This is a genomic window from Pseudomonas sp. 910_21 (assembly GCF_052850735.1).
The window spans coordinates 305,362-319,940 of record NZ_VXCY01000006.1; the positions used below are offsets into that span (position 1 = coordinate 305,362).

Here is a 14,579-nt window from a genome sequence, read left to right on the forward strand (position 1 = left end):
TTAACCTCTAATGCCACGAACTTTATCCGGGCTTTGAAAGCAAGACTATCAGTGCCTATTAATAGTCGACATGTCTGTCATTGATTCCGTGCCCTTGAAAATCAGGGCGGACAGCGTGCCAGGCCCCAGCCTGACTACAAACAAACAACATTTAGCCGATGCAGAGTACCAGCCTTTACCCGTAAGATTCACGCCGGCCATTGTTCCGATATGGCCGCTCCCGTCAAGTTCGCTGACTCTGCCAGGACTCCAGATGAATCGTAATGACCTGCGTCGTGTCGACCTGAATCTGTTGATCGTGTTCGAAACACTGATGCACGAACGCAGTGTGACTCGCGCCGCTGAGAAGCTGTTTCTCGGCCAACCGGCCATCAGTGCCGCCCTGTCACGACTGCGCAACTTGTTCGACGACCCGCTCTTCGTACGCACCGGCCGCAGCATGGAGCCGTCGGCCCGGGCAGTGGAAATCTTCGCCCTGCTCTCACCGGCCCTGGACTCGATCTCCACCGCCGTCAGCCGCGCCGCCGAGTTCGACCCTGCTACCAGCACCACAGTGTTCCGCATTGGCCTGTCCGACGACGTGGAGTTCGCCCTGCTGCCGATGCTGCTCAAGCGCCTGCGGGCCGAAGCCCCAGGCATCGTGCTGGTGGTGCGTCGGGCCAACTACCTGTTGATGCCGTCGCTGCTAGCCTCCGGCGAGATTTCCATCGGCGTCAGCTACACCGCCGACCTGCCGGCCAACGCCAAGCGCAAGGTACTGCGCCGCAGCCTGCCCAAACTGCTGCGTGCCGACACCGTGCCCGGCGCCCTCAGCCTGGACGACTTCTGCGCCCGCCCCCACGCCCTGGTGTCGTTCGCCGGGGACCTGAGCGGTTTCATCGATGAAGAACTGGAGAAGCTCGGACGCAAACGCCACGTAGTGCTCGCCGTACCGCAGTTCAACGGCCTGAGCACCCTGCTGGCCGGCACCGACATCCTCGCCACCGTGCCCGACTACACCGCCGAGGCCCTGACCGCCGCCGGTGGCGTACGCGCCGAAGACCCGCCGCTGCCGGTGCGCAGTTTTGAACTGCACATGGCCTGGCGTGGTTCACAGGATAACGACCCGGGGGAACGCTGGTTGCGCTCGCGGATTCAGATGTTCTTCGGCGATCCGGACAGTCTTTGATCGACCCTCAAAAAAATTCAATAAATTATTTTAAAAACAATAACCTACCGAATAATTTTACTCCCTGACCGTCCGTCAAATTCCGCTGGTTTGAGAGATGTTTGGAGCATGAGTGGGGGCAAACTCTAGCTTCTTGGAAGGGATGCCCCCAAAGGAGAAGTCAGCGGACCTAGCCCTTGGCTATGTAATATGAGTTGACGAACTTTGCCGTGTGTTGCACGGACTGACGTATATCCGGCTTGGCTAATCCATGCCTGTTGGCAAATTGCTCAACCGCCGCCGTGTCAAAACGAGTGGTCTGGATAAAGTCCAAGGCTTCGGGTTTGGTATTCATAAAGCGCGCGACGAGAGGAATGCTCAGTAGCAACTTCAGCAATCGAAGCGAAATGTGATGCCTGGGAGGCTTTAAGCCCAAAGGCTGTGCCACCTGTACCAGGAGTTCTCGCAAGTTGGGCGTTTGCTCATCCAGCGCCAGCAGTTCCTGGCCCGCCATGGCAGGATCAAAAGCACACACCGCCGTCAGCTCAACCAGGTAATCCACAGTGACCAGTGGCAGCCAGTGCTTGGCGGTACCGGGCACTGCAGTCAGCTTTCCCTGCACCAGGTTGCGTATCAGCTCCACCAGCGGCTGGCCGTCAAGGATATGCCCCGTGCGGCTGTGGCCACACACTGTCGAGGGGTGGACAACGGTAATCTCCCCGCCCTTGGCGGACATGAGCTCCAGGGTCGCAAAATGCGCCTCCAGCTTGCTCGCCTCGTAACCACCGACACGCCGGTAGACGGCTGGCCAATCTGTCCGCTCCGGATAACGAGGATCAATTCCGATGCGTTGCAGATGTTGATGATTTTTCAGCATGTAGCCGCCGATCATCACCAAGCGGCTGTTTTGCTCAGCCGCCAACAGCGCCACCCGCTTTGCCCCTTCTACGTTCACCGCACGAGACTGCTCCAAGGAAAGCCCCCAGGCGAAGTGGGCGCCTAGGTGGAATACGACGCTGGCGTGCCTTAGCACTTCTCGGTCAGCAGGACTCAGCCCGAGGCTGTCCCGTTCAAGATCGCCAGCTACGGCAAATACCCGGCTTGCGCTCCCTCCCAAATTTTCAACTTGCTCCCGCAACGCAGTTAGTCGCTCTGGGCGACGCATCAACACCCGAACGGTGTGACCTTTTGCACTCAGGTACGCCACCAAATGTTGACCGATGAAGCCGGTTCCCCCTGTGACAAAGCACTCCACGCTCATTTCTCCGCTCCTAGTTAAGGTAAGAAATCAAGCGTAAACTATCGACCCAACTCTACAGTCAAGGGGTGTTTTCATGAAAATCGGCGAACTCGAGGCCCGCAGCGGCGCCAGCCGCCATACACTGCGTTACTACGAGCAAATCGGCCTGATCTCACCGCAGCGGCGAAGTAACAACTATCGCGTTTACACGCCACAGACGCTGCAGGATCTGGACTTTATCCAGCGCGCCCAAAGCATGGGGTTTTCCCTGGGAGAAATAGGCGAGATTCTGGATGCGCAGCGCAACAAGCTGATCGATTGTGCTGACGGCGCCAAGCTAATTGAAAAGAAGATGGCGCAGATCAAACAGAAAATCGCCAACCTTCAAAGCATTTATCGGTATCTGGATCAAGAGCGTGCAAACCTCGAAGCCAGTGCCGCCAGACAACTAGAGCTTCAGCAACTGAACAACTCTTCCAACTGAACTTTCAGAGAGAGTCCGGAGCGACTCAACGCTCTGGACAGTGATAGACATTGCCTGAAAGAGTCACGTTGGTTTGCTCCAATCGATTATCCGAGCCGGTTTGCCCGGCACGCTGAGTGAGAAGATAAACCCTGTTACCCCCCATTGCCGCTGCTTTGTTTTTGAGGTCATTGCGCGCCCCGGTCTCCAGATCGGCATTACCAGTGATACTGCCCAATAAAAAGTTGCCCTGACTACCCGTGACATCACCCAGGAACTGGCACTCTCGCCCCGGTTCATTGTGGGTGATGCGCACGTTGTTGGCGCCCGGTCCGGCAACGGAGGTGGGCGCGCACCCCATCAGGCCAAACAGCGACGCGCACAGACCAATGCCCGCGAGAGTATGGGGGAGATACATCTACATGATTCCTTTCGTACGATGAGAGCGATGCCCTTAAGGGATAAACTGTCAGGGCGGTAGGGCGCGCAGTATCAAGCTTTAGTCAAACTGCAGGTGTATTAATCAGTAAATGTATGGTCTAAAAATGTAAAAACTGGCTCACAGACGTCTTATCAAGAGCCTGGCAACGACTCGCCACCAGCAACTTAACCAAGCACCATCTAGTGACTTGCCAATCTACCTGCATAGTTTGCTAACAGGACTCACGTTCAACCAAGGGGCATTCAACCCGCTGAATCCCGGGTTCGCTCCTGCGTTCAATGATGTATTGGGCAGAGCGTCGTCCCATTTCGTAATATGGCAACTGCACAGTACTGAGCGGCGGGTAGAACAGCTCTGCAACACCGATCATGTTGTCATACCCCAGAACCGCCACTTGGTTTGGAATACGCAGACCACGACTTAGCAAGTACTGGTAAGCCACCAAAGCGATACGGTCGTTACCACAGATAAGAAGATCGAACGCTGGCGTTCCTTGCGACTCTCGCAATTGCCCCTCCAGCACAGCAATCGTTTCCTGATAGGCGTCATCCTGCGACAGGCTGTATTGAGGAACATCGGCCACGGATATTCCGGCCTCGACAAGGGCGCGACACAAGCCCAGCTGGCGCTGCTCCCAGGCCAGACTGGTTTGCGGCAGGTTGATACACAGCGGACTCCGGTAGCCGCGTTTGAGCGCGTGTTGCACCGCTTGATACTGGCCGTCTGCATCGTCAGGCACATAACAGGCCACCCCGGGGTCCAGGCTCATGCAGTTGCTCAGCACCAGCGGCAGGCTGCGCAACACCGTGGGGATCTCCACGGTGCGCAACTGCATGGCGCTGAAGATGATTCCGTCAGGCTGGTGGGACAGCATCAGGTCGATGGTCTGCTGGCTCGGCGGCACTTCGAACACGTTGAGGATGAAGACATTCCAGCCGTGTTCCCGGGCGGTGCGCTCCATGGACAGGAGCATTTCCACAGCGAAGGGCGTAGTGGCGGTATCCAACGCGAAGACGCCAATGGTCTTGCCACGGGAGGCGCCGCCGCGGATCTTTCGGGCAGAAAGGCTGGGGACATAACCCAGGGTCTCAACCGCTTGCAGAACTTTCGCCAGGGTTTCCTGATTGACCTTTTCCGGGGTATTGAGCGCCCTGGACACGGTCATGAAGGAAACCCCTGCGAGGCGCGCGACATCTTTAACTGAGGCCATTCGCAGGTGCCAATGCTTGTATGGCCGGGCATCATGTCATGCTTGGCAAAAGCATGACAACACGCCACCGGACGCCGCGCCAACCGTAGCCAATCACCGGGGTCAGAGGCGCAGATCGGCCAGGTGCCAGACCGACGCGTCACCAAACCCACCGCAGCCATTGACCGCAAACGCCCTGACCGCCTGACTGTCGGAGCGAGGATAGATCCGACTGCTCAAGCTATAGGCGCCGTCATCGACAAACACCTCGATGGAGGAGCGATCCAGAAAAATCCGCAAGTCTATCCGGGTTTGGCCCTTGGCTATCGGCACGCTGCGCGCACCGCTGACACCCGCTCCCGAGTGTTGCCTGTCCAGCACCAGACGGCGCGCCATTGCATCGAAGTACACCAGGGTCCGCTCTTGCTGATCCTCACTGCAACGCAGCGCCAGCCCAAAACGCTCAGCCGTGCTGCCAGCCAGATCCAGGGTCAGTTCCAATTCCAACAGCGTACCTCGCTCATCGAGTAGGCAACTGCCGGATTCGACCACGCCGATCGCCAGTGTCCGGTGTGACTGGCGTAGCGCCGTCAGTTCGCGGGCCGGCCGCATGCGTAGCCGTTCGCCATTGCGGCTCAGTTCACGAGGCAGCGTCAGCGCACCACACCAGTGTTGCGCCTGACTCGGCATCGGGCTCTCCCACATGTCCATCCAGGCCCACAACAGGCGGCGCCCGTCCGGCGCCAGCAAGGTCTGCGCCGCATAGAAATCGTGACCATGATCCAGTTCACGCAGCTCACCGCACTCGCTGAAGTACCCGCGATCGTCCAGCAGGCCCATCCGATAGCTGTTCTGGAATTTGTTCCAGTTGTCATAACCGCTGGGCTTCAGGCCTTGAGGCGAATAGAGAAACACATCGTTGCCATCCAGTTCGAACAGGTCAGGACATTCCCACATATAGCCGTCCGACTCGCGTCGCCCCTGCAGTGCGCACCTGAGGTACGTCCAGTGATACAGGTCGTCGGAGCGATAGAGCAGGAGCTGGGGGTCGTCGCCTTGACGAGCGCCAAGGGCCATCCACCACTGCTCTGCTCGCCGCCATACCTTGGGGTCGCGAAAATGCATGATGCCCGGCTCCGGCGCCGCATCGATCACCGGCCCGTGCTTATTGAACGCAACCCCATCGGTGCTGCTGGCCAGGCACTGGACCTGACGAATGCTCCGCTCGTCACCCGGCGCACCCAGCCAGGTATGCCCGGTGTAGATCAGATACAGCCTGTCGTCCGCGACCACCGCAGACCCTGAAAAGCAGCCGTCGCGGTCATAGTCCTCGCCAGGCGCCAACGCGATGGGCAGATGCTCCCAGTGCACCAGATCGCGGCTCTTGGCATGCCCCCAGTGCATCGGTCCCCACTGCGCCGAATAGGGATGATGCTGGTAGAACACATGGTACTCGCCGCGAAAATAAACCAGACCGTTGGGGTCATTCATCCACCCTGCCGGCGGCGCGAGATGATAGGCAAGGCGATAGTCATTACCCCGCCCAGGCAGCTTTTTTTCGATAGCGCGATGCGCTTGCTCTAACAGTGCAGCGTGCATGGCTGGTTCCTGTCTAGGGTTCATAACGAGGGGCAGATTGCGCGATGGCGGGGAGTTCCCGCGAATCGCCAGCCCCGACTTGAGAGGCGTCACGCACAGGGTCCTTGCGCAACAAGCTCCATGAAAGCAGCAGGCAGGCGCCGACCAGGCCGGCCATCAGCACGTAGACGCTGGAGAAACCGAAATGGTCGTAGCCGTAGCCCACCAGCGGTGATAGCAGCATGGCGGTCAATTGCTGGGCGAACTGGAATCCCACCAGGTAGATCGAGGCGGACAGTCGAGAGTCGAAGTTGAGCGAAATGTATTTGAATATCGAGACCAGCAAGATCGGCACCTCCAAGGCGTGCAACATCTTGCAGGCGGCGATCGCCCAGGCCTCCGTTGCCAGCCCGGAGCCAAGGATGCGTACGAACATGATGCTGCCGGCCAGGATCAGCCCGTATTTGGCGCCTGTGCGGCTGACCACCCAGGGTGCAAACAGCATCAGGACCGCCTCGACAAGCACCTGAGACGAGTTCAGGTAGCCATAGGCGCGGGTCCCCTCCTCCGGGGTCGGGAAAAACGAGGAGAAATACACCGGAAACTGTTGCTCGTAGATCATGTAGATCCCGCACACCCCCGTCAGGTAAAGGCTGAACGCCCAGAATCGCGGGAGGGCCAGCAACTTCCAGAGATCGTTCAGGCGCACGGGTTGGGCAGCTGTGTCAGCTTGGGCCGCCGGCTGGCTCAACCGGTCAAGGTCCAGACGGAACAGGATCACCAGGAACACGACGCCGGCGACGCTGCTCATGTAAAACGCAATGTCAGGATCAATGTTGAACACCACGCCGACCGCGCCTGTCGCACTGGCCCAGCCCAACGACCCCCACATTCTGGTGGTGCCAAACTCGAATCCTGCATGACGTGACAAGCGCTCCGTGTAGGACTCGATCACCCCCACGCCTGCCAGCATCGCCAGCGCCAGGAATGCCGCACCGACCAACGCGCCGAGCACCACGTTCTGCGCCAACAGGCCGGCGTAGACATAAATTGCAAACGGGGCTGCGGCACACAGCAGGATGCCGATCCATACCAGAAGTTTTTTGGACAACCCGAGGCGGTCTTGAAGAGCGCCGTAGAAGGGCTGAACCAGCAGTGCCGCAATGGCGTTGGCGGCGAAAATGAAGCCGGTTTCCGTGCCATTCAAGCCGATGACTCGATGCAGCCAGATAGAGAACAGCGAATAGCTCGATGACCACGAGAAGAAGAAGAAAAACAACAAACCACTGATAAGCCAGTACTCGCGTTTGGCGGCAATCTGCATGTGACGACCCTCTTGTTTTTATTTAGGTTAACGTTAACATCGCAACACATTACGCGTCTTCAAACGCCTCGCTGTCAAGTGGAGTCCGCTGCAAAAAGGCGCTCAACGCGCCCTGCATGACCCGCAGAAGGTCCCTGCCCGACTGAAGCCCGCGAGCCGTTCGAAAGATGTCTGCAATGCCCGAATACAAAAACAAGAGGGTTAACTATGCGTTCTGCGGTGTGCCGGCCCTGGGCTGGCTTTTCTCTGTTCGTGCTGTCCACTCAACTGTTCGCCGCACCCGCGCAAAGCATCGAGGAGCGTCTGGCCAGGCTCGAAGCCCGGACCTCCTCCGCCGAAGCGCGTGCCTCAGCGGCCGAAGCCGACGCGGCGCGGTTGCGCCGGGAAGTCCAACTGCTCAACCAGCAAGTCGTCGGCCGGCTGCCCGCGCCTGCAGAAAATGCCCTCGACCAACGCGTAGCGCGAATAGAGGCCACTCAGCAGGCCTTGGCAAGCGCGGCCCCGGCGACCGCGCCTCCAGCCAAGGCGAGCGAACGGTTGAGCGATGGCTTCACCTTTGGCGCCTACGCCCGCTCCGGCATCATGAGCAATGGATCAGGCGCCGGTCGTGGCGGCCCCTATGTGACCCCTGCCGGCTCGGTGGGGGGTGCGGTCGGCCGTTTGGGCAATGAAGTCGATACCTACATGGAGGCCAAGTTCGCCAAGGAAAGCCAGGCCGACAACGGCACACGCGCCAAGTACCTGCTGATGCTCGCCGACGGCCTGGAGACGCCCAATGACTGGACCGCGGCGCAAAGCCAGCTCAATGTGCGCCAGGCCTACACCGAACTGAGCCACCTGGCCTCGTTCCAGGACAGCCCGCTGCTGCGCAATACCACACTATGGGCAGGCAAGCGCTTTGATCGGGACAATTACGACCTGCATTGGCTCGACAGAGGGATCGTGTTCCTGGCCGGTACTGGCGGCGGCATCTACGACCTGCAACTGACCCCAGACTGGCGCCTCAACGCATCAGTGATGAGCCGCTCCTACGGAGACTTCGGCACCGAGGAAAACAAGGATATCCGCAGCTATGTCGCGACCCTGAATCAATTCTTCGACCAGGGCCGCTGGCAGGTCATGCTCAATGGCATCTCATCAGGCCAGAACGATGCCAACCTGGACTCCGGGAACAGAGCAGAACCCGAGCGCAAGAGCCGAGTGAACAAGTCCGGCTTCAGCCCCGCCACGGGTGGGGGCCATGGCCTGCTCGCCTACCATAGGCCCGATTTCTTCGGCCATGAGGGCTACGCCAAGGCGGTGCTGCTGTATGGCCAGGGCCTGGGGGCGGAGGTCAACAACATCGGTGCCGATGGCGACTTGCTGGACCAGGCCAGGACATTGCGCCTGGCGTTCTATGGCCATACGCGCCTCAATCAGGACTGGCGCATCGCCCCGGCCTTGATCGCCGAGCAGAGCAAGGATCGTTATGTTCCCGGCGACGACTATCGCTACATGACATTCAACGTGCGCCTGGCCAACGAACTGAGCAGCAACTTCGAGATGCAATATGAACTGAGCTGGCAGACCATGGACCTCGACGCCCGGGGCTACGATGGCCGCCAGGCGGCCAAGGGCGATTATTGGAAACTCACCCTCGCCCCGACCTTCAAGGCCCAGACCGGTGATTTCTTCATTCGCCCGGAGCTGCGTTTGTTCGCCACCTACATGAACTGGTCCAGAGACCTGGACAACTTCAGTGCAACAGACGATTTCGGTCAGAAGGGCTTCAAGTCCGGTGGCGACTGGCAACTAGGTGTACAGATGGAAACATGGTTTTAGAGGCTCGGGTGCCCATAGCTAATCTCGCCAATACGTCTGCGTCCAACCGGGTCTTCCCGTACAGCCATAACCTCCACGGGGCGTCCTGTTTCACCGCGAGCAAGGTAGCCAATATGGCCGTCGTAGCTTCCGTCAGCGGCTCTGGCGCTATCAGACCTTGCTCGTTGAGCCTGATATGCAGGCGCTTGAGCATTTGGTCAAACGTGCCTCGATTTCGCCAGTCGCGAAAGCGCTGATAAACCGTCGACCAAGGGCCAAAACGTTCGGGCATATCGCGCCATGCGGCACCTGAGCAGAGCACCCACAAGATGCCGTTGAGCATCAGTCGGTCATCGTGTCGTGGACGTCCCGTTATCCTGGGTGATGAGATCTTCGATCATTTCCCAAAATGAATCGCTGAGTTTGTATCGCTTGGTTATCAGGGGCTCCTGCTGTTGATGGCGGCGATTTTACCCATTTTGGTGTTTCAAGGATTTTCGTTCAAAACCTAGAACAACTCATCCAACTGCTCGAAAAATATACGCTTCGCAGACTGGTCGGGCTCGCCAAGCCCCCGAAGAAGGTCGTTTGCTGCATTGTCCGAAACATCTTCGCGCAGGTTTCGATGAGCAAACGCAATGTCCAGCCAGCGATCCGCGATACCGCCACGCCCCAGATCGATGAAATGCAACTGGTCATGGGCGTCGACGAAAACATTGGTGTCACATAGGTCGCCATGACTGAACGCCTTCTCCTCGACCGGTCGTGTGGCGTGCAGGTGGGCCAGCAATTTCCTGGGTGTGCCGAGGCTCGGCCATTGCTCCAGGTCGACATCATCAGCACACAGTTCGCGAGCGATGAGATACCCCAGTTCATTCAGGCGCACCGAAACACTTGAGTCAAACGGGCAATTAGTGATCGGCACAGCCTGCAGTTGCCGCAGTGCTTCGCGCAACAGCGCCAACATTGCGCCCTGATCGTCGCAGCGTGCTTGTATCGGTTCTCCAGGCACACAACGCGTGATCATGAACTCCCCTGCATCGCTTTCGGCAACGACTGCAACCTCGGGAACACTCAGCCGGCCATCCAGCCATTGCAGCACGCGAGCTTCACGTAAGACGCTGTAGGTCGTGGGCGTATAGACCGCTGCGCAGGTTTTAAGGAAAAAACGTTCATTGCCTCGGGTGAAGCCGTAAACGCTGGCGGGAGACTCGCCCACCTCGTCGGCTACGAGTTGATTACTACCAATAAATTGGGCAATGGCGACGGGTAACTCGAAAGGAGTCCGCAATGACATGTACTCGGAACGGTGGATACAAGGTGAATACGCAGACCGGTTTACAGTGAACCGGAAGCCGTCGCTATGAAATAATATTTCGAAATTTTTCGTACAGAGCCTAATAATCGCCTTCAGGTTTCATTCTCCTCACAAAGACGACTAAACATGATTGATGCCCCATTTTTTCCCTTTCAAAGCCTGGCCAGGGATCTGTTACAGCATCTTCCCGAAGACAACGGCGATGGTTCCCACGATCTTTCCCACATCCATCGTGTGTGGATTAACGCCAGAGCCATTCAGAAAATCGAAGGTGGGGATCTGGAAACGCTTTTGGCGGCCACCCTCTTGCATGACTGCGTCGCTGTCGAAAAAAACTCACCACTGCGGGCCAAAGCCTCAACGCTCTCGGCAGATAAAGCCGCCAGTATTTTAGCGGGCCTGGGATGGTCGGAATCAAAGGTGCTGGCTGTAGCTCACGCCGTAAAAACTCACAGTTTTTCCGCAGGATTCGAACCGACCACCCTCGAAGCCAAAATACTCCAGGACAGTGACCGGCTGGATGCCATAGGCATGGTCGGGGTAGCGAGGTGTTTCTATATCGCCGGGCGGATGGGATCGGCCTTGTACGACTTCACCAACCCCCTGGCATTGGATAGGGAGTACCAGGATAAGCGCTTCGCTATCGAGCACTTCCACACCAAGCTGCTCAAGCTGGCCTACGGTTTCCAGACACAGGAAGGCGCGCGCATTGCGGCTAAAAGGCATGAAAGCCTTGAGCACTTTGTAAAAGAATTCATGGCGGAGATTGGATCGCCAGAGTGTTAACTGCGTGATCGATCCGGGTTATTTCATACGCTAGTCACTTTGCTGCAAACGATCTCCACGGCCACAGCATCGGCAACCGATGCTGTGCAAGGGACGTTCGTATGACGCATTGCGCCATAGGCTGTTGCGAAAGCTCAACAGCCCGCTCGCCCCGGATGCCAACAGGATTTGATCGAATACCACCACCATCCAGTATTTTTTTAATCAGCACAGCGCAGAACAATCAGCGGACGTCCGACACATGACCGCCTCCCTTGGTTCATGGCTTAGCCCGGGTATGACCTCGTAGACCCTGACGGCCATCGCGGGCAGGTGTTGCGATGGCGGGCAGCAGCCCAGGGACAGGACAAACGGCCCGCTTTCCCATTGCCAGAAACGCCAGCGTCTGGCTTGAAACAGCGCCAGTGCCTGACAGGAAAAACCAATCTGCCCCGGTGTCGCCAAGTCGAAGCAAAAGCTTTCCAGCGGGATGGACAAGCCTTGGCCACAGGCCTTGATATAGGCCTCCTTCAAGGTCCATAAGGTCAGGAAGGCCGAGGTCTGGTCGGTGGCTGACAGGCTGGCTAGGTAGCGGACTTCGGCGGCCGAAAAAAAACGCTCGGCCAGGTCGGGATCAACCGGCCGCTGGCTCGACTCCACATCGATCCCGACGCTGTTTTCCAGGGTCAGCGCCAACACCACCAAGCCCTCGGTATGAGACAGGTTGAAGGCCATCGGCACAGCAGGTGCGACAATCGCCGGCTTGCCCCAGGCATTGTTGGCAAACCTCCACTGCTGCGGGGCCACCCAGGGTGCGTAGCGCGACAAGGTGGAGCGCAGCAGCGCCCGGGTAATCAGGTACTGATGGCGATGACGCTCGAACCTGAAGCGCGCCATGCGCTCGGTTTCCTCGGCGCTCAACCAGGAGCGATACAACGCCAGCAAGGCCTCGTCGCCGATGTGCTGATCACGGGTGCTGCACACGTGAATTTCACCCGCCCCCAGCCGCAACCCTCGATCATCAAACGCGTTCACAGTGCCCCCAGGTACAACAAGGCCTTGTTGGCGATATGTCGCTCCGATGGATAGCCAAAGGCATTGTTGATGTAGGTCACCCCCTCCAGGGTGACGCTGCGATTGAGGTGGCTGTGTCCGTAAATGTGGGTCTGGGCCCCGAGCCGGCGCACTTGCCGCTCCAGGCGCGCCGAGCCCAGCACCGGGTACAGGTAGCGGTACTGGGCCGGCACGCCGTTGGGCATCAGGTCGATCCTGGGCAGAAAATGGGAAAACGACACGATGCGCCCTGCCCCACGCGTATCGGGCAAACGGTTGAGCTCATCGAAGGTTCGGCTCACCGTCTCGTCGTCATGCCCCTCCCAGTGGCAGGCCTTGAAGTCCATCCAGTTGGCCCGCAACGTCTCGTTGAGCGGCCCGAAGGAATAGTCATACCAGCCCAGCAACGGCACGATCAGGGTGCTGCCCACGCGACAGGCCTGGGTGTGGACACCCGCGTCGCGGCACGCCTGGCTGACCGTGCGGTACTTTTCGAAGGATGAGCTCAGGTCCGAGCGGATCACCCACAGATCATGATTGCCCGGCACGAAACACACATGCCGGAAACGCCTGCTCAACCGCTCAAGGCTGGCCCTGAGCAGGCCTATTTCATCGGCCACGTCCCCCGCCACAATCAAGGTATCGTCGAGATAATCCTCACAAGACAGCTGTTCAAGCCATTTCCAGTTCTCCGGATGGTCGGTATGAAGATCTGAAACGGTAAATAGCCGCATTGAGATACCTGAGTAGACATAAGCACTGGAAACCACTCGCCGGCGCAAGCCGCGGCGTCAGACAAGATCAACTTCGCTGGCAGCAGGCACCTCTTGCTCCACACGGGGGCTGAGGCGGATCTTCAGATTGTCCGGAACCGCCGAGGTGGTGAACACGTCTTTCACTTGATCCTTGTCGATCAGTTCCAGGTCGAAGTACTTGACCAGCATCGCCACCGCCACTTTCAACTCGACGTTGGCCAGCGGCGCGCCGGGACAGGAACGTGGGCCATAACCGAATGGAAACTGCTTTTGCCGCGCCTCTTTCATATCGATCAAGGCGTGCTGTTCATCCAGCCAGCGATAAGGGTTGAACAGCGAGTCCTGCTCCAGGTTCTTCAGGCCGTCGATACGGGTCAGGGCAAAGATCCGGGTGCCCTTCTCCAGCTGGATATCGTCGATGACCGTGTCTTCCAGAGTCTCCACCAACAGTGCGGGCACCGTGGACTTGATCCTGAAGGTTTCCTCGATCACCGCCTCGGTCAGCGGCAAGTCGGCCAGCGCATGATAGTCAAGCTGATGCAGGTCCAGGCGCGCGACTTCGCGGCGCAGCCGGTCCTGCAAGTCCGGGTCCTGGCCCAGGAAAAAGCACAACCAGCTGAGCATCGCCGCGGTGGTGCCCTCACTGCCTAGAATCAGGATCATCATGTTGGCGAACAGCTCATCATCGGTGAGCGCGCTGTCTTCGCTGTCCACGGCTTCGAGCATGCTGTGCAGGACGCAATGGGCACCCATGTCCTCCTGGCGCCGCATGCGCTCCTGAGTGTCCCGGGCGATTCCAATCACCATGCTCTTGAGCTCATGCATGGAACGGTCGAAGCGATGGTCCGACGGCAGCTTGAGCACGCGCCAGTAAGGCACCACCGTCTGCATGCGTCTATTGATGGTGTTGACCACGTCATGGAAGGTTTGCAGCGACTGGCTGTCGTCGTTATCCAGGCTCTTGAGGTCGAAGCCGAACACCAGCAGGCAACTGACATCCACCGAAAAGCGCCGCAGGTCGTCGCGCAGATCCAGCGCTTGCCCCGAACGGGTGCGCAGGCGATCGCGCAACTTGAGCGCGGTACTGGCGATCTGTGGGGTGAACGCCACCAGGCTGCGCTTGGAAAACGCCGGCATGATCAGCCGCCGCTGGCGTTTCCAGGCCTCCCCTTCATCGGTGAACAGGCTGCTGAAACCCACTTCATCGAACAACCTGGCCATCTCTTTCATGCGCCGGAACTGCGAAGGTCGGTGCTTGAGAATATGGCGAACCTGCTCGGGCTTGCTGAACACCACGAAGTGCATATGGGCCAACTGCAGGCGGAACGGCTGGTGATCAAAGTCCCGCGACCACTGCTCCAGTGACAGGTGCAACGCGGTTTTATCCAACTGGTGCAGGTTGCCCAGCAAGGGCAGGCCGCGGCGTTGGGGTAGATCCTTGAGCGTTTTCATATCCATTTACCTTGTAATGAGTTGATCAACACATAAAGCCAAGACGGGGCCCC

13 protein-coding genes and 1 pseudogene are annotated in these 14,579 nt (G+C 58.6%); 4 read left to right on the top strand and 10 right to left on the bottom strand.

What is annotated here, in order from left to right:
• Positions 1-253: 253 nt before the first annotated feature.
• On the top strand, positions 254-1,168 hold the full coding sequence (locus FW796_RS20720; RefSeq protein WP_060839124.1) for a LysR family transcriptional regulator: 915 nt from the start codon (positions 254-256) through the stop codon (positions 1,166-1,168).
• Between the two features lie 169 nt (positions 1,169-1,337).
• On the opposite strand, the gene FW796_RS20725 is transcribed toward FW796_RS20720, so the two are convergent.
• Entirely contained in the window at positions 1,338-2,408 is a 1,071-nt protein-coding gene (locus tag FW796_RS20725) for an SDR family oxidoreductase (RefSeq protein ID WP_346632840.1), read from the bottom strand.
• Between the two features lie 73 nt (positions 2,409-2,481).
• Between FW796_RS20725 and FW796_RS20730 the strand changes: the two genes are divergently transcribed.
• The gene (locus FW796_RS20730) at positions 2,482-2,871 is read left to right on the top strand and encodes a MerR family transcriptional regulator (RefSeq protein ID WP_346632839.1); all 390 of its coding nucleotides are present in this window, start codon (positions 2,482-2,484) and stop codon (positions 2,869-2,871) included.
• Between the two features lie 25 nt (positions 2,872-2,896).
• Here FW796_RS20730 and FW796_RS20735 read toward each other — a convergent pair whose 3' ends face one another.
• The 4 genes from FW796_RS20735 to FW796_RS20750 form a co-directional block, all read right to left on the bottom strand.
• Entirely contained in the window at positions 2,897-3,268 is a 372-nt protein-coding gene (locus FW796_RS20735; protein ID WP_346632838.1) for a DUF4156 domain-containing protein, read from the bottom strand.
• 235 nt (positions 3,269-3,503) lie between these two features.
• Complete coding sequence (locus FW796_RS20740; RefSeq protein ID WP_346632837.1) at positions 3,504-4,502, bottom strand: LacI family DNA-binding transcriptional regulator; 999 nt, start codon at positions 4,500-4,502, stop codon at positions 3,504-3,506.
• Between the two features lie 102 nt (positions 4,503-4,604).
• Entirely contained in the window at positions 4,605-6,080 is a 1,476-nt protein-coding gene (locus tag FW796_RS20745) for a glycoside hydrolase family 32 protein (protein ID WP_446439929.1), read from the bottom strand.
• 13 nt (positions 6,081-6,093) lie between these two features.
• Positions 6,094-7,383: an MFS transporter gene (locus FW796_RS20750; RefSeq protein ID WP_346632835.1), complete on the bottom strand. Its 1,290-nt coding sequence runs from the start codon at positions 7,381-7,383 to the stop codon at positions 6,094-6,096.
• 207 nt (positions 7,384-7,590) lie between these two features.
• Here FW796_RS20750 and FW796_RS20755 point away from each other — a divergent pair, with 207 nt between their 5' ends.
• Complete coding sequence (locus FW796_RS20755) at positions 7,591-9,204, top strand: carbohydrate porin (RefSeq protein ID WP_446439930.1); 1,614 nt, start codon at positions 7,591-7,593, stop codon at positions 9,202-9,204.
• A gap of 103 nt (positions 9,205-9,307) precedes the next feature.
• Here FW796_RS20755 and FW796_RS20760 read toward each other — a convergent pair.
• Positions 9,308-9,623: pseudogene (locus FW796_RS20760) on the bottom strand (transposase); the annotation flags it as partial.
• Positions 9,624-9,691: 68 nt separating this feature from the next.
• The gene (locus FW796_RS20765) at positions 9,692-10,480 is read right to left on the bottom strand and encodes an APH(3') family aminoglycoside O-phosphotransferase (protein WP_346632833.1); all 789 of its coding nucleotides are present in this window, start codon (positions 10,478-10,480) and stop codon (positions 9,692-9,694) included.
• 147 nt (positions 10,481-10,627) lie between these two features.
• Between FW796_RS20765 and FW796_RS20770 the strand changes: the two genes are divergently transcribed.
• On the top strand, positions 10,628-11,287 hold the full coding sequence (locus FW796_RS20770) for an HD domain-containing protein (RefSeq protein WP_346632832.1): 660 nt from the start codon (positions 10,628-10,630) through the stop codon (positions 11,285-11,287).
• Positions 11,288-11,491: 204 nt separating this feature from the next.
• Here the strand turns inward: FW796_RS20770 and FW796_RS20775 are convergent, their stop codons facing one another.
• From FW796_RS20775 to FW796_RS20785, 3 genes are read right to left on the bottom strand one after another with little or no spacing between them, the layout of a single operon-like run.
• A complete protein-coding gene (locus FW796_RS20775) occupies positions 11,492-12,301 on the bottom strand; it encodes a 4'-phosphopantetheinyl transferase family protein (protein ID WP_346632831.1) in 810 nt (269 codons plus the stop codon).
• Entirely contained in the window at positions 12,298-13,053 is a 756-nt protein-coding gene (locus FW796_RS20780) for a metallophosphoesterase (protein WP_346632830.1), read from the bottom strand. Before FW796_RS20780 ends, FW796_RS20775 begins: the two co-directional genes overlap by 4 nt.
• A 57-nt stretch (positions 13,054-13,110) precedes the next feature.
• Positions 13,111-14,526, bottom strand: coding sequence for a cytochrome P450 (locus FW796_RS20785; protein WP_346632829.1), 1,416 nt, complete (start codon positions 14,524-14,526; stop codon positions 13,111-13,113).
• Positions 14,527-14,579: the final 53 nt, after the last annotated feature.